The 19,634-nt window shown below is 71.0% G+C and carries 15 protein-coding genes and 1 pseudogene; 8 read left to right on the top strand and 8 right to left on the bottom strand.

What is annotated here, in order from left to right; translation table 11 throughout:
* The first annotated feature begins 102 nt into the window (after positions 1-102).
* The 3 genes from FF041_RS13955 to FF041_RS13945 all read left to right on the top strand — a co-directional run bounded on the left by FF041_RS13955 (position 103) and on the right by FF041_RS13945 (position 5,510).
* Positions 103-1,842: an N-acyl-D-amino-acid deacylase family protein gene (locus tag FF041_RS13955; protein WP_153523142.1), complete on the top strand. Its 1,740-nt coding sequence runs from the start codon at positions 103-105 to the stop codon at positions 1,840-1,842.
* Positions 1,839-3,293 carry an aldehyde dehydrogenase family protein gene (locus FF041_RS13950; protein ID WP_153523141.1) on the top strand — a complete coding sequence of 485 codons (1,455 nt, stop codon included), beginning with the start codon at positions 1,839-1,841 and terminating at the stop codon, positions 3,291-3,293. The genes FF041_RS13955 and FF041_RS13950 overlap by 4 nt, the downstream gene beginning before the upstream one ends.
* A gap of 657 nt (positions 3,294-3,950) precedes the next feature.
* Positions 3,951-5,510, top strand: coding sequence for an APC family permease (locus FF041_RS13945; protein ID WP_153523140.1), 1,560 nt, complete (start codon positions 3,951-3,953; stop codon positions 5,508-5,510).
* A 59-nt stretch (positions 5,511-5,569) separates the two neighbouring features.
* Here the strand turns inward: FF041_RS13945 and FF041_RS13940 are convergent, their stop codons facing one another.
* Positions 5,570-7,072, bottom strand: a complete 1,503-nt coding sequence (locus FF041_RS13940; RefSeq protein ID WP_153523181.1) for a CehA/McbA family metallohydrolase — start codon at positions 7,070-7,072, stop codon at positions 5,570-5,572.
* Positions 7,073-7,349: 277 nt separating this feature from the next.
* Between FF041_RS13940 and FF041_RS13935 the strand changes: the two genes are divergently transcribed.
* Positions 7,350-8,177 carry a TIGR03619 family F420-dependent LLM class oxidoreductase gene (locus FF041_RS13935; protein WP_153523139.1) on the top strand — a complete coding sequence of 276 codons (828 nt, stop codon included), beginning with the start codon at positions 7,350-7,352 and terminating at the stop codon, positions 8,175-8,177.
* Between the two features lie 47 nt (positions 8,178-8,224).
* On the opposite strand, the gene FF041_RS13930 is transcribed toward FF041_RS13935, so the two are convergent.
* The gene (locus tag FF041_RS13930) at positions 8,225-9,235 is read right to left on the bottom strand and encodes an ArsR/SmtB family transcription factor (protein WP_153481671.1); all 1,011 of its coding nucleotides are present in this window, start codon (positions 9,233-9,235) and stop codon (positions 8,225-8,227) included.
* Between the two features lie 55 nt (positions 9,236-9,290).
* On the opposite strand from FF041_RS13930, the gene FF041_RS13925 reads away from it, so the two are divergent.
* A complete protein-coding gene (locus tag FF041_RS13925; RefSeq protein ID WP_153523138.1) occupies positions 9,291-10,583 on the top strand; it encodes an MFS transporter in 1,293 nt (430 codons plus the stop codon).
* A 343-nt stretch (positions 10,584-10,926) separates the two neighbouring features.
* Here the strand turns inward: FF041_RS13925 and FF041_RS13920 are convergent.
* Positions 10,927-11,499, bottom strand: a pseudogene (locus tag FF041_RS13920) (XRE family transcriptional regulator); the annotation flags it as partial.
* Positions 11,500-11,559: 60 nt separating this feature from the next.
* On the opposite strand from FF041_RS13920, the gene FF041_RS13915 reads away from it, so the two are divergent.
* The 3 genes from FF041_RS13915 (at position 11,560) to FF041_RS13905 (ending at position 13,230) form a co-directional block, all read left to right on the top strand.
* Complete coding sequence (locus FF041_RS13915) at positions 11,560-12,027, top strand: hypothetical protein (protein ID WP_323391846.1); 468 nt, start codon at positions 11,560-11,562, stop codon at positions 12,025-12,027.
* A 76-nt stretch (positions 12,028-12,103) separates the two neighbouring features.
* Positions 12,104-12,781 carry a class I SAM-dependent methyltransferase gene (locus tag FF041_RS13910; RefSeq protein WP_323391845.1) on the top strand — a complete coding sequence of 226 codons (678 nt, stop codon included), beginning with the start codon at positions 12,104-12,106 and terminating at the stop codon, positions 12,779-12,781.
* 242 nt (positions 12,782-13,023) lie between these two features.
* On the top strand, positions 13,024-13,230 hold the full coding sequence (locus FF041_RS13905) for a hypothetical protein (RefSeq protein ID WP_228388195.1): 207 nt from the start codon (positions 13,024-13,026) through the stop codon (positions 13,228-13,230).
* Positions 13,231-13,240: 10 nt separating this feature from the next.
* Here FF041_RS13905 and FF041_RS13900 read toward each other — a convergent pair whose 3' ends face one another.
* The 5 genes from FF041_RS13900 to FF041_RS13880 all read right to left on the bottom strand — a co-directional run bounded on the left by FF041_RS13900 (position 13,241) and on the right by FF041_RS13880 (position 19,519).
* Positions 13,241-13,855 carry a BLIP family protein gene (locus FF041_RS13900; RefSeq protein ID WP_153523136.1) on the bottom strand — a complete coding sequence of 205 codons (615 nt, stop codon included), beginning with the start codon at positions 13,853-13,855 and terminating at the stop codon, positions 13,241-13,243.
* 78 nt (positions 13,856-13,933) lie between these two features.
* On the bottom strand, positions 13,934-14,536 hold the full coding sequence (locus FF041_RS13895) for a BLIP family protein (protein WP_228388194.1): 603 nt from the start codon (positions 14,534-14,536) through the stop codon (positions 13,934-13,936).
* Positions 14,537-14,726: 190 nt separating this feature from the next.
* Positions 14,727-16,121, bottom strand: coding sequence for an FG-GAP repeat domain-containing protein (locus FF041_RS13890; protein ID WP_153523134.1), 1,395 nt, complete (start codon positions 16,119-16,121; stop codon positions 14,727-14,729).
* A gap of 100 nt (positions 16,122-16,221) precedes the next feature.
* A complete protein-coding gene (locus tag FF041_RS13885; RefSeq protein WP_153523133.1) occupies positions 16,222-17,637 on the bottom strand; it encodes an FG-GAP and VCBS repeat-containing protein in 1,416 nt (471 codons plus the stop codon).
* Between the two features lie 337 nt (positions 17,638-17,974).
* Positions 17,975-19,519, bottom strand: coding sequence for an FG-GAP and VCBS repeat-containing protein (locus FF041_RS13880; protein ID WP_153523132.1), 1,545 nt, complete (start codon positions 19,517-19,519; stop codon positions 17,975-17,977).
* Positions 19,520-19,634 lie beyond the last annotated feature (115 nt).

The following is a 19,634-nucleotide window of genomic DNA, read 5'->3' as shown; positions in this document are numbered from 1 at the left end:
CCGCCCAGCCCCGAAGCACCCGCACCCCCGCCCCGCACCACCCCCGACCAGAAACAGCCCCAGAGCGGGCCCTCCCCCAGAGCGCCCCCGGAAGGGACCTTCATGCTCGACCACCTCATTCGCTCAGCGACCGTCGTGGACGGCACGGGCGCCCCCTCCTACCCCGCCGACGTCGGCGTCCGCGACGGCCGGATCGCCGCCATAACCGCCCCCGGCGCCCTCACCGAACAAGCCGCCACCAGCGAGGACGCCACCGGACTCGTCCTCGCCCCCGGCTTCGTCGACCCCCACACCCACTACGACGCCCAGCTCTTCTGGGACCCCTACGCCACCCCCTCCCTGAACCACGGCGTCACCACCGTCGCCGCCGGGAACTGCGGCTTCAGCCTCGCCCCGCTCAACCCCGACCGCCCCGCGGACGCCGACTACACCCGCCGGATGATGTCGAAGGTCGAGGGCATGTCCCTGGTCGCCCTGGAGGAGGGGGCGCCCTGGAACTGGCACGGCTTCGGCGAGTATCTCGACGCCCTCGAAGGCCGTATCGCCGTCAACGCGGGCTTCATGGTCGGCCACTGCGCCCTGCGGCGCCATGTCATGGGCCCGGACGCGATCGGCGGACAGCCTTCCCCCGAGCAGCTCCGGCGGATGCTGGATCTCTGCCACGAGGCGATGGAGGCGGGCGCCTGGGGCCTGTCCACCACCCAGTCGTCGACCCACACGGACGGCGACGGCGTGCCCGTCGCCTCCCGCCATGCCCCCCCCGAGGAGCCCATCGCGCTCTCGAAGGCGGTCGCCGACCACGAGGGTACCCAGCTCGAAGCGATCGTCGCGGGCTGTCTCGACCAGTTCAGCGACGACGAGATCGACCTCTTCACAGCGATGACCGCCGCCGCCGGACGCCCCCTCAACTGGAACGTTCTCACCATCGACGCCGCCGTCCCCGAACGCGTCCCCCGCCAGCTGGCCGCCGGCGAGCGCGCCCGCGCGGCGGGCGGCCGGATCGTCGCCCTGACGATGCCGATCCTCACCCCGATGAACATGTCGCTCGGCACGTTCTGCGCGCTCAACCTCATCCCCGGCTGGGGCGAGACCCTCGCCCTCCCCGTCCCCGAGCGGATCGCGCGACTCCGCGACCCCGCCGTCCGCGCCGAGCTGCTCCGCCGCGCGAACTCCCCGGAGGCGGGGGTCTTCCGCCGTCTCGCCGACTTCGGCCGTTATGTCATCGGCGACACCTACTCCGTACGGAACCGGGGCCTGACCGGTCGGGTGGTACGGGACATCGCCGCCGAGCGCGGCCAGGACCCGTTCCGCTGTCTGGTCGATATCTGCGCCGAGGACGAGTTGCGTACGGTGCTGTGGCCCATGCCCACCGACAACGACCCGGCCTCCTGGGAGCTGCGGCAGAGCACGTGGCGCCACCCGGACGTGCTGCTGGGCGGCTCCGACGCGGGCGCGCATCTGGACCGGATGTGCGGGGCCCCGTACACGACCCGCTTCCTCGGCGACTGTCTGCGGGGCCGTGGGCTGGTCCCCTTGGAGGAGGCGGTGAAGATGCTCACCGACGATCCGGCGCGGCTCTTCGGACTGCGCGACCGGGGCCGTGTCCAGCCGGGTTTCCACGCCGATCTCGTGCTCTTCGACCCGGCGCGGATCGACGCCGCCCCCGCCGCCCTGGTCCACGATCTGCCCGGCGGCAGCCCCAGGCTCGACGCCAAGGCGATCGGGATCGTCTCCGTCCGGGTCAACGGCGTGGAGACGATCCGCGAGGACCGGGTGACGGGCGCGGTCCCCGGCAGGGTGCTGCGCTCGGGCCGCGACACCAGGACGGTGCCGACCGGATGACGGCGCAGCGGCTTTTCATCGGCGGCGAGTGGGTCGAACCCGACCGCGGCCACTACGAGATCGTCGACCCCGCCGCCGAACGGCTCGTCGGCCTCGCGCCGGAGGCGAGCAGGGAGCAGGTGTACGCCGCCGCCGAGGCCGCCCGGGACGCCTTCCCGGCCTGGTCGCGTACGCCCCCCGAGGAGCGCGCCCGGATTCTGGACGCGGCGGCCGGCATCGTCCAGCGCAACGCGCGGGAGTACGCCGATCTCGCCCGGTCCGAGAGCGGCGCGACTGCCGCCGTCGCGCGCGGGATGCAGGTCGCGGTGGCCGCGGCCCGGTTCCGCCGGTACGCCAGGGGGGCGCTGGAGCCCGTCGAGCAGCCGCTGCCCCCGCAGATCAACGCGGCCGGCCCGTTCGGCCGGGCGGGCGTCATCGGCGCGCTCGCGGTGCGCCGCCCGGTGGGGGTCGTCACCTGTATCACCTCGTACAACAACCCCTGGGCCAATCCGGCGGGCAAGGTCGCGCCCGCGCTCGCCATGGGCAATACGGTCGTGGTGAAGCCCGCGCCGCAGGACCCGCTCTCCGCCTACCGGATGGCCGAGGCTCTCGCGGAGGCGGGCGTTCCACCGGGGGTCGTCAATGTGGTGACCGGTTCCGGGTCCGATGTGGGGGAGGCGGCCGTCGACTCCCCGCACGTCGACATGGTCAGTTTCACCGGCTCCACGGCGGTCGGGCAGCGGATCGGCGAGGTCTGCGGGCGCGCGCTGAAGCGCCAGCTGATGGAGCTGGGCGGCAAGGGCGCGGCGCTGGTCTTCGACGATGCGGACCTGGACGCGGCGACGGCGGCCATCGGCACGACGTTCTCCTTCTACAGCGGGCAGATCTGCACCGCGCCGACGCGGGTGATCGTCCAGCGCGCCGTCCATGACCGGCTGGTGGGGAAGCTGGCCGCGTATCTGGCCCGGCTGCGGATCGGCGATCCGGCGGAGCCGGACACGGTGGTCGGCCCGGTGATCTCGGCCGCGCACCGCGACCGGGTGGAGTCCTATGTGGAGCTCGGCCGCGCGGAGGGAGCGCGGCTGGTGGCGGGCGGCGAACGGCCCGCGTTCGAGCGCGGTTTCTATTGTGCGCCGACGCTGTTCGCCGACTGCGCGAGCGGGATGCGGATCGTCCGGGAGGAGATCTTCGGCCCGGTGGTCGTGGTCGTCCCCTTCGATACGGAGGAGGAGGGCGTCGCGCTCGCCAACGACAGCGATTACGGACTGCTCGACTATGTCTGGTCGGGCGATGTGGCCCGGGCCTTCCGGGTCGCGGGGCAGCTGCGCTCCGGCGGGGTGGGGGTGAACACGGTCGGCCGGAACATGGAAGCGCCGTTCGGCGGGTTCCGGAAGAGCGGAGTCGGCCGGGATGTCGGCTCGTACGCCCTGCACGCGTACAGCGAGACGCAGGCGCTGGTCTGGGGCGCTTGAAGCCAAGCGTCAGGGAGACCTAGCGCGGCCGGCTCGGGGGCGCCGGCCGGGCCCTGGGTGGTCGGGGCCTCGGGGGTGGCCGGTCTGTTACCCGGGATCCCAGGAGTGGTCGTCTTCCTCCGCCGAGGGCGATGGCGTCGCTGGAAGCCCGTGGCGTGCGCTCATGAGGCTGTCTCCCTTCGGGTCGTGGGCGCCCGAGGCGGCGCCCTGAACCCGAGCGTAGGTTCACCGCACCGCGAAGAGTTGGCTCAGAATGTCCGGTCCCTTGACGATCCGTGCACCGGTCGGCCACCGGTCGGCCAGCGGTCGCCTCCTCCGACCACAGCGCGCCCCGCCCCCGCCCGTCAGCCCCATGTCATCGCCACCCTGGTCACTCCCGCCACATGGGCGGATACTGTGAGCATCGGCCGCGGTCCCACAGTCCCACGGCGCGGCGCACGGACAAGGCCGAGGGAAAATTTCAAATGGTGCAAAACGGTCAGTGCTGCGGTTATCGCATCTGTAGAAACCCTGCATAATCCTTGCAACGCGGCACTGAAGCCCGTGAATACTCTTCTATGTGCAGGCAACTGGCGCTAATGCCCCGTTAAATCCAAGGAAGAGCATCCGGAGGATATTGCTCCGTATGTGGAAACCGCAGCATTTAACCTCCTGTTCATGACTCAGTTGGATGCGCGGCCCCTGGCCGGAGACAGTGCAGGGGGCAGCCCGGACGGGACCAGGGGCGTACGCACCAAGGGGCTCGGCGGAAACTCCGTCGGCCTCATGGGCAGCGCGGTCATCGGCATCTCCACCGTCGCCCCCGTCTACTGTCTGACCTCCACGCTCGGCTCCACGGCGGGCGAGGTCGGACTCCAGATGCCCGCGGTCTTCCTGGCGGGCTTTCTGCCGATGCTGCTGGTGGCGTTCGCGTACCGCGAGCTCAACCGGGTCATGCCGGACTGCGGCACCTCCTTCACCTGGACGGTGAAGGCGTTCGGCCCCCGGGTCGGCTGGATGTGCGGCTGGGGCCTGGTGATCGCGACGATCATCGTGCTCTCCAATCTCGCGGGCGTCGCCACCTCCTTCTTCTGGCTGCTCGCGGGCGAGATCACCGGCAGCGAGTCCATCGCCGCGCTCGACGGAAACAAAGCCGTGCACATCGTCACCGTGCTGATCCTGATCGCGGCGGCCACGGCGATCAGCTACCGGGGCATGACCGCGACGAAGGGCGTGCAGTACGCCCTGGTCGGCCTACAGCTTCTGGTGCTCGGCGTCTTCATCGCCATGGCGCTGAGCAAGGCGGGCGAGTTCGAGACCTCGCTCTCCTTCTCCATGGAGTGGCTGAACCCGTTCGCGGTGCAGTCCTTCGCCGCCTTCACCGCGGGCCTCTCGCTGTCGATCTTCATGTACTGGGGCTGGGACGCCTGTCTCACCGCCAATGAGGAGACCACGGGCCGCGACCGGACCCCGGGCCGCGCCGCCCTCATCGCGATGGTCGTCCTGGTGGGCTCCTATCTGGCGACCGGCGTCGCCGCCCAGATGGCCGTGGGCTCCGGCGACAAGGGCCTCGGCCTCGCCAACCCGGACACCTCCGACAATGTCTTCGCCGCGCTGGCGGGCCCGGTGATGGGCCCCGGCCTCGGCATCCTGCTCTTCGTGGCGGTGCTGGCCTCGGCCGCCGCCAGCCTCCAGACGACGTTCATCCCCGTCGCCCGCACGGTGCTCGCGATGTCCGCCTACGAGGCCCTGCCGCCGTCGTACGCCCGGGTGAACCCGCGCTTCAAGACCCCGGGCCGGGCCACCGTGGTGGCGGGCATCGCGACCGGCGTCTTCTACACCGTGATGACGCTGGTCAGCGAGCACGTACTGATCGACACGATCTACGCGCTCGGCCTGATGATCTGCTTCTACTACTCGATCACGGCCTTCGCCTGCGCCTGGTACTTCCGCCGCGAGCTGACCCGCTCGGCCCGTGACCTGGTCTTCAAGGGCCTCTTCCCGGTCGTGGGCGGACTGCTGCTGGCGGCGGTCTTCGCCAAGACCCTCTACGACATGTGGGACCCGGCCTACGGCAGCGGCTCGGCCGTCTTCGGCGTCGGCTCGGTCTTCGTGATCGGCGTGGGCCTGCTGCTCCTCGGCGTGATCATCATGCTGGTGATGCAGCGCAGGAGCCCGGCCTTCTTCCGGGGCGAGATCCTCACCCGGGACACCCCGTCCCTGGTGGTCAAGGACTGACCTTCCGTCCCGGCGCCAGGCTCCCGGGAGCGCCTCGGAGGCACCCCGGGAACCTCGGATCAGCCCCCCAGGAACACCGGATTCGTGAACGCCGCGAGCCGCCCCGGCACCCCCGCCACGGTCGCCGGATGCCGCACCTCCGCCCGTACATAGGACGCGTACCGGGGCGTCGTCCCCCACTCCACCGTCCCCGCCCCGCCGTCCCCCAGCGGCGCGGAGGTGTGCAGCACCCCCTGATCGGTCACCAGCCGCACCGAGCATCCCGCCGCGCCCGTCACCTCCAGCCGGACCGTCACCGCCGCGCCGTCGTCCACCCGCAGCCGTTCCCCGATCCCCGCGCTCCCGCCCCGCCCGCCGGCTGCCGGGACGGACGCCGGGACGGACGCCGAGAACGACAGCGACACCGCCGACGACTCGGCGACATAGCTGTGCCCCTCCCGCAGCCCCGCCAGGATCGCCGTACGCGACAGCTCATCGGCCAGGACCACCGTCTGGGGCGTGCCGACCGGGTCCGGGTGCCGGTGCGCGTCGCTGCTGCCCATCGCCGGAATCCACCGTCCCCGCGCCAGCGCCCCGTCCCACGCCTGGAGCGAGACCTCGTCATCGGCGGTGAAGGAGCCGTTCCACACCTCCACCGCGTCCGCCTCGCCGAAGCCGAACTTCCAGTTGCAGCCGACGCAGCCGGCGTGCGGATGCGCCGGTACGACCAGACCGCCCGCCCGCCGGATCTCCCGGGCGAAGCGCCCGAAGCGGTTCTCCCGGGCCCGGTACCGCCAGTCGACGAAGGTCCCGGGGTCGGTCCCCAGCGCCAGTACATGCCCGTTGCGGGTGGTGACCTCCTCCCCGGTCAGGATCAGCAGATCGTCCCCCGCGTGCTCCGCCCAGTGGCCGTGCCCGGCGTGGGTGTTGTGCTCGGAGGTGTGGATGAAGTCGAGCCCCGCCGCCCGCGCCAGCGCCGCGATCTCCGCCGGGGTGCGCCGCCCGTCCGAGAACCACGAGTGCAGATGGCAGTCGCCCCGGTACCAGGCCCGCCCCCGCCCGGCGGCCCGCTCCGGCGGATACACGGCGGCGGGCGTCCGGCCGGGCGGCCCGAAGCGGAGAGTCACCTTCACTGCGTACGGCAGCCCCTGCGGCGCGACCGTGTAGGGACCGAGCACCACATGCCAGGTCCCCGCCCGCACCGGCCCGCGCACATACCCGGGAGTGGCGTCGTCGGCCCGGATGAAGAACTCCGTCCGCGCCCCGCCCGACCACCCCCGGAACCCCGCCCCGCCGAGCCCGGTGCCCCGCTCGTCGAAGATCCCGATGTCCAGCGCGTTGCCCGGGGTCCCGGCCGGGACGGCGGGCCGCTCATAGCTGTACGAGACGGACAGCTCGCGCACCCCCCGGGGCACCTCCACCGGGAGATAGACGTAGTCGGGCGAGCCGGGCGGCAGCACCCCGCGTACGGTCTCGGTCCGCTCCCCGGAGCCGTCCCCGTCCGGCGTCGCCCGCGCGAAGCTCACACTCCCCAACGTAAAGGCCGCGGCGGCCCCTGTCGTGAGCAGCCCGCGTCTGCCCATGCCGTGGCCCCCCTTGCCGTCTGTGCCGTCCTTGCCGTCATCTGCGGTCTGCTCACCGATGTGGCGCATTGAGCGGGCTCCTCGGAATCCGAAGGGGCGTGCGCGGGTACGGCGACGGTACGACGGCTACAGCGCCCGTCAAGAGCGCCCGGCTATGAAGACACGACCTTCAGGCCCAGCACGGCACTGCACCGCACGGCCCGGCACCGCACCGCACCGCACGGCCCAGCCCAGCACGGCACCGCACCGCAGCTCACCTCACTCCGAGAGGCCCCTCATGCGCATCGCCGCCACAGCCTTCCTCACCGACGAGACCATCGCCCCGACCGATCTCGCCCGCGAGCTGGAGGACCGGGGCTTCGCCGGCCTCTACCTCCCCGAGCACACCCACATCCCCGTGGAGCGGACCACCCCGGCCCCCATGGGCGGCGAACTCCCCCGCGAGTACGGCCGCATCCTCGACCCCTTCGTCGCCCTCGCCCAGGCCGCCGCCGTGACCACCCGGCTCGGCCTCGGCACCGGCATCACCCTCCTCGCCCAGCACGACCCGATCGTCCTCGCCAAGCAGATCGCCACCCTGGACCATCTCTCCGGCGGCCGGTTCACCCTCGGCCTCGGCTACGGCTGGAACAGGGAGGAGGCCGCCGACCACGGCGTGGAGTGGACGGCCCGCCGTGACATCGTCCGGGACCATCTGGCGGTGATGCGCGCCCTCTGGGCCGCCGAACCGACGCTCTACCGGGGCGCGTACGCCTCCGTCCGCGCCTCCCATGCCCACCCCAAGCCTGCCGGGGGAGCCCCCCGCATCCTCCTCGGCGGCGCGGCGGGCCACGGCGTCTTCGAGCGGGTCGCCCAGGACGCGGACGGCTGGATCCCGATCGGCGGCAGGGGCCTGACGGAGTGGCTCCCCGTGCTCCGCGCCGCCTGGGAGAAGGCCGGCAGGGACCCCGGGACGCTCCAGGCCGTCCCGTACGCCGTCCTCCCCACCCCCGGCAAGCTCGCCCACTACGCCGACCTCGGCGTCGAGGAGGTCGTACTCCAGCTCCCGCCCGCCACTGCGCCCGAGGTGCTGCGCACCCTGGACGAGTACGCGCAGTACCTCTGACCGGCTCCTGTACGGCTGTATGCCTACACCCCTACACCCCTACACCCCTACACCCCGTACCTCCGACCGTCCCCGACCAGCGACTCGCCCACCCCCGTCCGGGCGTAGAGCACCACCCGCCCGGTGCGGTGCGCGCTCACCAGTCCGGCCGCCCGCAGCGCCGTCAGATGCTGGGACACCCCGCCCGCCGACAGTCCGATCCGGCGGGCGAGGTCGGTGGTGGACGCGGGCGCGGTCAGCTCGGCCAGCAGCCGCGCCCGGGTCCGCCCCAGCACCCCCGCCAGCGCGTCGGAGCAGGGCTGCGGGCCCTGCTCCCACAGCGTGCCGATCCCGCGCGGCGGATAGCGCAGCGTCGGCTGCCAGTCCCCGCTGCCCAGATTGGAGAAGATCCTCGGCCAGACGAACGCGGAGGGCACCAGCAGCAGCCCCCGCCCGCCCAGCTCCCGCCGCCCCCGGCTGGACCGGCGCACCAGCTGAAGGGTGCCCGAATCCCAGGTGACCTGCGGCCCGAAGTCGTCGAAGAGCCGCCGCGCCCCGCCCTCGGCGAAGTGGATCGCCCGGTTCAGGATGTCGCCCTCGAACAGGGCCAGCATCCGGGGCCAGTACGGCGCGAGCGCCACCTCCCAGTAGGCGGCGATCACCTCCGCGAGCCGCCCCAGCTCCCGCCCCGGATTCTCCCGCAGCTCGGCCGCGCACTCCTGCACCCCGGGCGTGGTCGTCCGCAGCAGTTCGAGCGGGGTCGCCCGCAGCGCCGCCAGCTCCACCTCCAGCGAGGGCTGCGGAGTCGTCGGCGGCGGCACCAGAAAGGACGGAACGCACTCCGCGCCTAAGGCGATCAGCCGCGAGAGCGGAGTGAGATCCACCTTCGCGGCGGCGAGCAACGGCCGCACCTGCTCGGCCCAGCGGCGGTGTACGCCCTGGTCGTCCGCGCCCTTGAGCACCCGTACGCTGGCCACCACCTCCCACAGCGGGGAGACGGCGAACCGTGTACGCGCCACGTCTTCGGCCGTGAACTCGATTTCGACCGTGCCGCCTTGGGCAGGTCCCACTTGCACCATTCAGCCGACACTAAATCATTGGTGCGGATTTTGGACCCCCCACAAGGTAAGGTCCATGACTCAAAAGAGCCCCTGGCGGTTACCCGACTTCCGGACGCTGTTCTCGGCCGTCGTGCTCAACAACCTCGCCGTGAACATCGGTTACCTCGCCTTACCCCTCATCGCCGTGACCGCGCTCGACGCCCGTCCGGCGGAACTCGGCGTCCTCGTCACCCTGATGACGGCGGCTTTTCTCCTCATCGGACTCCCCGCCGGAGCCTGGGTGGACCGGATGCGCCACCGGCGCGTCATGATCACGGCAGAGCTGACCCGCGCCGCCCTCCTCGCCTCCATACCCCTGGCCTGGTGGCTCGACGCCCTCACCATCTGGCAGCTGTACGCGGTCGTCCTGCTCAACGGCTGCGCCACCGTGTTCTTCGACGTGGCCCACCAGAGCATCCTGCCGCCGATGGTCGGCCGGGAGAGGCTGATACCCGCCAACGCCGCGCTCGTCGGCCTCCAGGCCGTGGGCCAGATGGCGGGCAGGGGAGCGGGCGGCGGAATCGTCCAGCTGCTCACCGCCCCCATCGCCACCGTCGCCATGGTGCTGCTCCATCTCGCCTCCGCCCTCCGGCTGACCGCGATCCGCCCGGTCCCGCTCCCCGAGCCCACAGCGCGCCCGCCCCGGCTGACGACCCAGATCGCGGAGGGCCTCCGCCATGTCCTGGGCCACCGCGAACTGCGTGCCCTCGCCGTCGCCGGCTCCCTACTCAACCTCGGCGTCCAGCTCATCAACACCGTGCTGCCGGTGGTCTTCACCCGCGAACTGGGCCTGTCGGCAGGCGTCCTCGGCCTGTACTGGGCGGCGGGCGGCGCGGGCGCCCTGCTGGGCTCCCGCTGCGCCCGCCCCCTCGCCCGGCGCATGGGCGGCGACTACACCCGCACCCTCGCCGTCGTCGGCCTCTGCCTGGTCCCCGCGCCCTTCGCCATCCCCCTGATCGACCGGGGCGGCTGGCTCTGGCTCTCGGCGTGCGGCTGGGCTCTGCTGACGTTCAAGTTCGGCGTCGACAACGTCCTGGCGGTGACCGTACGCCAGCGACTGACCCCCGACGCCCTCCTCGGCCGCACCAGCGCCACCTTCCGCTTCATGCTCTTCGGCGCGCTCGCCCTCGGCTCGGCCCTGGCCGGGCTGATCGGCGAACTCGCCGGGGTGCGCGCCGCGATGTGGGTGGGCGTGGGCTTCATCGTCCTCGCCGTGGTCCCGCTGCTCCCCTCGCTCCGACGACGCCGTCCCGCGCCGTCGGAGGAGGATGACGGAACCACCCGAACGAGGAGCATGAATCAGCGAGTTGACGTACCGGGGCAGTGACGGCTGTGCGCTCCACGCGTATACGACGAGCACCGGCCCTGCTACGACGGGCAGCGGCCCGGCCGTGATCCTGCTGCACGGCACCGGCCCCGACCACCGGAGCCTGATCCCGCTGGCCGACCGCCTCGCGGACCGTCACACCGTGATCCTCCCGGACATCCGGGGCTGGGGCCGCTCCCACTGCCCGGACCCGGCCCGCCACACCTGGTCCCATCAGGTACCCCGTCGGGATATGCCTACCGGGGCACCGTACACCGGTGGTTGGCGCGCGTGCCGAGAGTCGCCCGGACAGCACGAAGCCCCGACCGGCGGTTGCCAGACGGGGCAGGGGACGGGCGGCGCCTCACTCCGGCGGGCTGCTGTACCGCTCCAACGTCGCCTTGCTGGTGGACCGGTCGACTAGACGCAGCTCCCACGGTCCTGTGTTCACATCGAAGTCCTTCCCGAACCCGACCCACTTCCCGGCCATGCGTCGGCCGGTCGGCTCTACGAGGAGCTGAACGGCCCCGTGGTACCGGGCGCCGTTGTAGTAGCCGTCCGGAGCGGTCTGCTCGACCCACGACCCGGTGACCACGTTGCGGTCAACGGTCAGATCCAGCGTGAGCGGGCTGTCCGGGTTGCTGCTGGCCCCGGGCAGGCTCTGAGCGGTCAGCCGGTTCCCGTGCTGGACGATCACGACGTAGTGCTTGCCCTCGTACGTCTCCGCCCGGCTGGATGAGTAGAACTCATAGCGGCTGAGCCACACACCCGAGAACGTCTCGTCAGTCGTCTGTACAGCCTTCTGCGCACCTACAGCGGCGGAGGTGACCCCGCCTGCTCCTGCGTCCATGTCGTGCCCTCCTTTGCGGTCCGTGCGGACTCTTGCCATCGGTACCGGCAGCGTGAAGCCCAGAGCCTCCACCGGGCGACCGGTGACCGCTCACGCACCATCCGCAGGGACCGGCTACCGCCGTCCCTTGGCGAGGAAGGCACAGACGTGACGATCACGCAGTACAGCCCCACCGAGGTTCAGAGCCTCATCAGCCCGGAACTTCGGGCGCTGCTCATCAAGGACGTACGCAAGACCTGGCCCGACCTCACCGACGACCTCGGCGAGCGCGGCGTGGACCAGACGGCGGCCTTCCTGGCCACCAGCACCCGGAGCAACGAGCCGCTCACCCCGTCCCTTCGGGTGGACCTGTTCTGGCACGCCTTCGTGCAGCGCACCGTGCCCTACGTCGCCTTCTCCAGGTCCCTCGGCGTGGACTACATCCACCACGTCCCCGACGAGGACGAGGGCGGATCGAACCCCGAGGCCGGCCGCTCCGCCATGGCCCTGACCACGTCTGCCATCCGTGCGGCCGGGTTCACCATCGACGCCGAGTTCTGGCCCAACGAGGGCGCGGCGGAATGCTCGCAGTGCCACGCTGGCTGCACCGACAGCCCCGTCGGCGGGAAGAAGTAGCACCGCCCACCCAGTCGGCCAGCCGCCCGGTTCCCCACGCCGGGCGGCTGTGCCCGCGAACGAGAACGGAAGCGAAGTGTCTGACACCCGTAGTGCTGCCTGGGATGAGTACGCGCAGACCAAGCCCCAGAGGCGCCCCACGAACGCCCGTGGCGAGTCCACATGGTTCAACTGGACGCAGTATGCCGACCACGGCCCCGGGGCCGAGGTACTTGCTCTGGAGCCGGGCGAGGCCGCGCTTGACCTTGGCTGTGGCGCAGGTGGGAACGCGGCGCACCTCGCCAGCCTCGGCATGCGGGCGGTGGGAATCGACCTCTCTCCCAAGCAGCTCGCGAAGGCGCGGGACCGATGGTCGGATGTGGACGGGATGGAGCTGCACCAGGGCGACGCGCTCGCCTATCTGGGAGAGACCTATACGGTCTTCGATGCGATCTACAGCGTCTTCGGCGCGGGCTGGTTCTCGGACCCCGGCCTACTGCTGCCGATCATCCATGCGAACCTCAAGCCCGGTGGCGTGTTCGCCATGTCCCAGCGCCCCCCGATCGAGGGGTGCTACGGCTGCCAGGCGTCGTACATCCCTCGCGGGTCCGACGAAGACCCCGCTGTCGTCAAACGGTGGGACTACGAACCAGATCTCTGGGTGCTGATCCTCAAGGAGTACGGATACGTGGACGTGTCCGCCTCCGTCATCGCTCCGCCCCCGGGAACCCGGCGCACTGGCACGTTGCTCGTGCGGGGTGTCCAAGGAGGCTAGGAGCCGGTTAAGAAGCCCCCGACGGCCACCCGGTCAGGGAAGCCGCCGGGGGCGGTGGTCAGAAGTGTTCCGGGCAACCGCAGACGACTCCCAGGGCGGCAGGGTCCGGATCACAGTGCGCCTCAGCGCGGAACAGCTCCACCAAGAGCGGCCACAACGGGTGCGCACCGATCACCCGACCCTCCTCACCGGCCGGCGTCGCGGCCTTCTGTGCGATCGGCCGCGACCGGGCCTTCCGCGAGGTGGCGGAGCTCCGTGCGATCAGCGCCCCGGTGCTGATCGTCCCGGGCGCGGACGTCCGCCACCCCACGGCCCTCGCGGAACAGGTCGCGACGGCCATCCCGCACGGCGTACTCGGCTCAGTGACGCTCTCTCACGAGCTGCTCACGGCCGAGGATCTCGGGGAGGCGATGGCCCCGGCGCTGAGGGAGTTCCTGGCGGGCCTGTGAATGGGCCCCTCTACTGGAGGCTCCACTGCCGCTTTCCGTCCAGGACGCCGTCCGTGAACCAGAAGTGGGCCGAGCCCCTCGACAGCCCGCCCGGATTGAAGCCGTCCACATCGAAGCACATCAGGCTGATCGTCACCCCGGCGGTCGACGGGTAGGCCGGGTATCGCTCACTCCACGTCGTACAGGAGCCCTGGCCCGCGGTCGCCAGCACCTGGGCCTTGGTCATGCCCACGGTGACCTGGTTGAACTTGCTGAGGGTGAGCGTCGGAGCGACCGGCGGGACGATCCCCTCCTGGCTCTTCGAGTTCAGCTTCCCGTCGGCGGCGGCGGAGGTGAAACCGAAGTTGGCGTAGGAGAAGTAGTCCCCGCTCGGGCCGCTCCGGCAGTGGAAGGAGGTTCCGGACGACCCGCTGGTCTCGCAGGTTCCCGTTCCGGCGATGTCCACCACCTGCTGGCGGGTCATCCCGAACTGGATCTGGTCGTACTTCGCCCGCGTCATGTCCCCGGGCGCGGCGCTCGACATGCCCGCCGAGCCGAGAACCAGCCCGGCTGTCGCCGCGCCCATGGCGGCGGCCCTGCCCAGCTTCCGTGCGGCGGTCTTCGCGCGTCCCTCTGTCTTCAGCATCTGTGCGTACCCTCTCCGGATCATCTGGTCGGTTCAGCAGTCCGTGGGAAATCCCTTGCGCTCAGGGCCAGGGCCTGGTCAGTCGAGGTACCACTCCCTGGAGTACTCAAGGACGTCGTCCGTGAACCAGAAGTAGGCCGACCCGGTGCCCAGCTTGCCCGGGTCGAAGCCGCCCACTTCGTAGCACGCCAGAGCGATGGTCCCCCCGGCTGTCGACGGGTAGGCGGGGTACATCTCACTCCACGGCACACAGGAGCCCTGGCCGACGATCGCCAGGACCTCGGCCTTGCTCATGCCCAGGGCGGTCTGGTTGTACTTGCTGAGCGTGAGCGTCGGCGTGGCCGGAGGGATGAGCCCGTCCTGCATCTTCGTCTTCACCAGCCCGTCGAGGCCGGCGCCGGTGAATTCGAAGAGGGCGTAGGGGCTGCCCGACGGCTGGCTCGGGCAGTGGAGATTGTGTCCGAGCTTTCCGCCGGTCTCGCACGTCTGCGCGCCGACGATGTCCAGTACCTGCTGGCGGGTCATCCCGAACTGGACCTGGTCCAGCTTCGCCCGCGTCATCCACTCCTGCGCGGTGCCGGAATCCCGTGCGGTGCTTGAGGACTGCGCCGTGCTCGATTCCGGCGCGGCGCTCGACACGCCCGCCGACCCGAGAAGCATCCCGGCCACCGCAGTGGCCATGGCGGCGGCCCTGCCCAGCTTCCGTAAACCTCTCGCGCGTCCCGCTGCCTTCGTCATCCGAGCCCTTTCGCCAAGCCTGCGACATCCACCCTCCGCGAGGGATGATCAAGCGTGGCACCGGGCGCTCTTCCGGCACTCCCCATCACGCGACGGTGCCCGCGCCCCGGCCGGGACGCGGGCACCGGCGGTCCTACTGCGGGAACTGCGCGGTGATCCCCACCTCGCGGATCTGCCCCGTGGTGACCCCGAGCGGGCTGCCGCCCAGCAGGGTGCCGTCGTACTCCCCGGCGAAGCTGTCGCCGGAGATCAGCAGATCGGCGTCGCCGTCGCGGTCGAAGTCGCGCAGCCGCACGCCCTCGCCGAAGAGCCCGCCCTCACGGGCCTCGCCGGGAACCCCGATGGTGGCGCGGGTGAACCAGCGGGAGTCCTTGCCGGTCAGTCCCTTCTTCCCGCCGTGCAGGACATGCGCCCCGCCCGCGCTCCTCAGTTTCCCGAGCGTCTCGAAGGTGCCGACCCCGAGGTCCGGGTAGCCGTCGCGGTTGGTGTCGCCCGCCGAGAGCGCATAGCCGAACCAGTCACCGCTGGCGGCGGCGGTGGCCACCCCGGCGGTGTCCTGGGTGAGCCGGTACGAAGTGCCCGGCCCGTCCTTCCCGCCGCGCAGGACGACGACCGCCCCGCTGTCCTTCTTGTACGGGAGGTCGCTGACGGCGAGATCGCCGTAGCCGTCCTTGTCGAAGTCCGCGACGACCCCGGTGGCCCGGTAGTTCGGCGCGGAGGAGTTGTACGTCGCGGCCTTGCCCGGCTTGATCGTCGAGCCGCCCTTGAGGAACCAGGTGCCGGAGGTGTGGCGGTCGTTCCGGTAGCCCACGCCGATGACGTACAGATCGGTGGCCTTGTCCTTGTCGACCTTCCCGGCGGCGAGCGCGGTGGCCTCCAGCATATGGTCGTGCTGCCGGTCGAACGTGCTGACCTTGCCGGTGGCGCCGGTCTTCGAGGAGAAGCCGCCCCGGTAGATATGGACGGACCAGGTGTCGGTGAGGGCGAGATCCGGCTTCCCGTCCCCGCTGAAGTCCCCGGTGGCGAGGTGGCGGCCGAACCTCTGGTGCTCCCAGGGGGACTTCACCGCGAGGCTGCTCGCCTTCGATCCCAGTCCGGACTTCGAGCCCCAGACGATGACGACCATGCCCCGGCTCTTGTGCTTGCCGACCTTCTCCCCGGGGTCGGAGACGGCGAGATCGGCGTATCCATCGCTGTTGAAGTCGGCGTTGGCGATCGCCCACCCGAAGCCGTCGTTCCCGGTACGGGAGCCGGGGATGCCGGGGCTGTCCTGGTCGAACGTGAACGTCTTCGTGCCGGGTCCGCTCGCGGTCCCATAGGTCACGACCACCCCGTTGGAGCGGTTGTCGAAGGCGTAGTCGCGGTAGCCGTCGCCGTTGAAGTCGTCGGCATATTTCGCGGGCTTGGCGGCGGCCTTCGCCGGTACGGCAGCGGTCGCCGTCCCCGTCGTCAGTCCGAGCAGCCCTCCGGTGAGGGACGCGGTGACGGCCGTCGCGACGGCGAGCCGGAGATCGGTGCGTATGGGCATGCGGTTCCTCTGCTGATGCTGAAGTACGGTGTGCCGCCCGCCGGAGCGGGCGGCGAGCCGGGAGAGCGGCCCGGGGGTACGGAAGCCGCTCTCCCGGTCTCTACTGCGGGAAGTACGGGGTGGCAGGAACCTTACTGACCTTCGCCGCCGTGATCCCGTCCTTCCCGCCGCCGAGCAGATATCCGTCGTGCCTACCGGACTCGCTGTTCCTGCTGGAGACCAGCAGATCGGCGTAGCCGTCGTGGTCGGCGTCGGTCAGCCGGACGCCGCTGCCGAACCGTTCGTACTCCCGGGCTTCGCCGGGGACGCCCTCGGTCTCGCGGGTGAAGAAGAGGGAGTTCTTGCCGGTGAGCCCCTTCTTCCCGCCGAACAGCACATGCGCGCCGCCCGCCGAGGACACGTCGCCGACTGTCTCTTCGGTGCCGACGGCGAGGTCCGGGTAGCCGTCGCGGTTGGTGTCGCCCGCCGAGAGGGATTCGCCGAAGTAGTCGTAGGCGGTGACGATGGTCGCGACCCCGGGGGTGTTCTGGCTGAGCCGGTAGTGGTCGACCGGTCCGTTCTTCCCGCCGCGTACGACGAGGACGGAGCCGCCGTACTTCTTGTAGTCGCGGTCGGTGAAGGCGAGGTCGCCGTAGCCGTCCTTGTCGAAGTCGGCGACGACCCCGGACTTGCCCCATGCGTGGGACGGTGTGATGGCGCTGTTCGTCGTGGGCCTGCCCGGCTTGATGGTCGAGCCGCCCTTCAGGAACCAGGTGCCCCAGCGGTACTTCTCGTTGAGGTCCGTTTTCTCGGGTGCGACGAAGACATAGAGGTCGGTGGCCTTGTCCTTGGTGACCTTCCCCGCGGCGAGCCCGAGGGGCTGCCTCAGGTCGGCCTTCGGCGCGGTGAACGTGCTGACCTTGCCGGTGGCGCCCGTCTTCGAGGAGAAGCCGCCCCGGTGGACATGGACGGACCGGGGGTCGCTGACGGCGAGATCCGGCTTTCCGTCGCCGCTGAAGTCCCCGGCGGCGAGATGCTTTCCGTAGTGCTGCCGGTGGGCGGACGATGTGGCCTTGACGGTGGTCGCCTTCGATCCCAGTCCGGACTTCGAGCCCCAGACGATGACGACCATGCCCCGCTGGTTGTGCTTGCTGTCCTTCTCCCAGGGGTCGGAGACGGCGAGGTCGGCGTATCCGTCGCCGTTGAAGTCGGCGGAGGCGAGAGCCTGGGCGAAGCCGTCGCCGTCGCCCAGGTACTTGCCGGGAATGCCGGGGCTGTCCTGGTTGAACGTGAACGTCTCGGTGCCGGGTCCGGTCGCGGTCCCGTAGGTCACGACCACCTCGTTACTGAATTCGCCGGTGGCGTAGTCGCGGTAGCCGTCGCCGTTGTAGTCGGCGGAGTGCTTGGCGGGCTTGGCGGCGGCCTTCGCCGGTGCGGCGGCGGTCGCGGTTCCCGTCGTCAGCCCGAGCAGCCCTCCGGTGAGGGAGACGGTGACGGCGGTCGCGAGGGCGAGCCGGAGATCGGCGCGTAGGGACATGCGGGTTCTCCCGTTGGTGCGGGGCCGTGCGAGGCCCGGCGGTGAGGTCGGCGCCGCCCGCCCGGAGACGGTGGCACTGAAGTGACCCGTCCGAGGGGGCAACAGTTGTACAAAGAGCGCAAGTTCGGTCATCACGCGGAAATATGAGGGCTTGACCGCCGGGGAGCTCCTGGCTGTACGGGAACGGGTACGGGTACGGGCCTGTGCCGCCCGCCGGGAGTGGACGGGCGGCACAGCGCCTCACAGGCGCTGTAAGCGCCTCAACACCTCAAGCACCTCCAGCGCTCCGTACGGAAGGTCAGAGTCTTCCGCGTCAGTGCCAGTGCCAGTGCCAGCGTCAGTTGTTGAACCTCAGACCGAAGTACCCCTTCGCCGCCTCGGGGATCCCCAGCACCTCGGGGGTGACATACATCGACCCGTTCGGGGTGATGCCGGACGCACTCCCCTTGAAGGCCCAGACCGCGCCCTTCCCCTTGTCCTTCTCGGTGGCGCTGGTGACCAGGTCCGCCCGGCCGTCGTCGTTGAAGTCGACCAGATGGCCGGGCGCCCCGAAGGCGTCCTTGCTCTGGGCCACTCCCGGCACCTCCCGGACCTCCGGGGTGAAGACCTTCCCCCCGGAGGTGGAGATGCCGCCCTTGTACCCGCGCAGGACGACCACCGCCCCCGCGTCCTTCCGGCGGTCGTAGTCCTCGCCCGGAGCGCCGACCGCGATGTCCGCGAAGCTGTCGCCGTCGACGTCGCCGACCGCGATGTGCTCGCCGAAGCCGTCGCCCCAGACGGCTTTGCCCGGCACCCCGGCGCTGTCCTGGTTGTAGACCTTGGCCTTGGACGTCGCCGGACCCTTCCTGGAGCCCGGGACGTAGACGAAGAGGCCGCCCTTGGCCTTCGGGGTGACGACATCGCTGTCGTCGCCGCCCTGCCGTCCGTAGACGATGTCGTCGAAACCGTCCCCGTTGACGTCCCCGAGGTCGACCGTGTCGGCGTCGGGCACCTTCTTCAGCGCCCCGCCCGCGACCAGGCCCTTGTCCCTCGCACCCTGCCAGACCCGCAGGGTGCGGTCGTACCACGCGTCCGGGAGGCTCTGCGCCGCGACGACGTCGTCGACCCCGTCGCCGTTGTAGTCGCCGACGGCGAGATCCCGGGTGTCGTCGGGGGAGTGGTCCGTGTCGACGGCCGTCCCGGCGGGCGAGCCGTCGCGGGTGAACGGACCGAAGTACGTACGGAGGTTCCCGCCGTCCACGGTCACGAGGTCCGCGACCTGGTCGCCGTTGAAGTCCCCGGCGGCGAGATGGGCCCCGAGGAGCGCGGACCGGCTCTGGCCGCTGATCACGGACGCCTTGGGCGAAAGGCCCTTCTTCCCGCCCCAGAAGATCGACAGAGAGCCGTGGTCGGCCGTGTTCTCCGTCCCGGCCGGCTCCTCGCGCGGGGTGCCGACGATCAGATCCGCGTAGCCGTCCCGGTCCAGGTCCTCCGTGGTGGTCGCCTCGCCGAAGTGGTCCACCTCCTCGGCCGTGTCGGGCACCCCGGCTATGTCCTGGTGGAGGAACTGCCGCTTGGTGCCGAGGAACTTCGACTTGGCGCCGTAGAGGACGGTCACATGCCCCGCCTCCCGCTTCCCGCTCACGGTCGCGCGCCGGGTGGAGGTGACCACATCGCGGTATCCGTCGCCGTTGAAGTCGTCGGACAGCGAGGTCCTGTGGTCGGACTGCTGGGCCACGGCCCGGGTGGGGACGGTCTCTCCGGGGGCCGCGAAGGCCAGGGGCGCGGTCAGCGCGCCGGCGACGGCGACGGCGATGGCGACGACGGCGGCCGGACGGAGGCCGCGGGCCGGGGTCGGGATCGGAGTCCGGGTCGGCGCCGGGGTCCGGGTCGGTGCATTCATGAGCTACCTCATCTGGGTGAACAGAGCGGGGGGAGGACCGGAACGGCCCGGTTCTCCCCCCACCGGATATCCCCATGACCCGTGAGTCCCGGAGAAGGTTGTGCTCGCCAGCCAG

The organism is Streptomyces jumonjinensis (assembly GCF_009600885.1).
GTDB lineage: Bacteria > Actinomycetota > Actinomycetes > Streptomycetales > Streptomycetaceae > Streptomyces > Streptomyces jumonjinensis.
The sequence above is the reverse complement of the archived record's forward strand: the minus strand, read 5'-3'. Positions and strand labels throughout refer to the sequence as shown.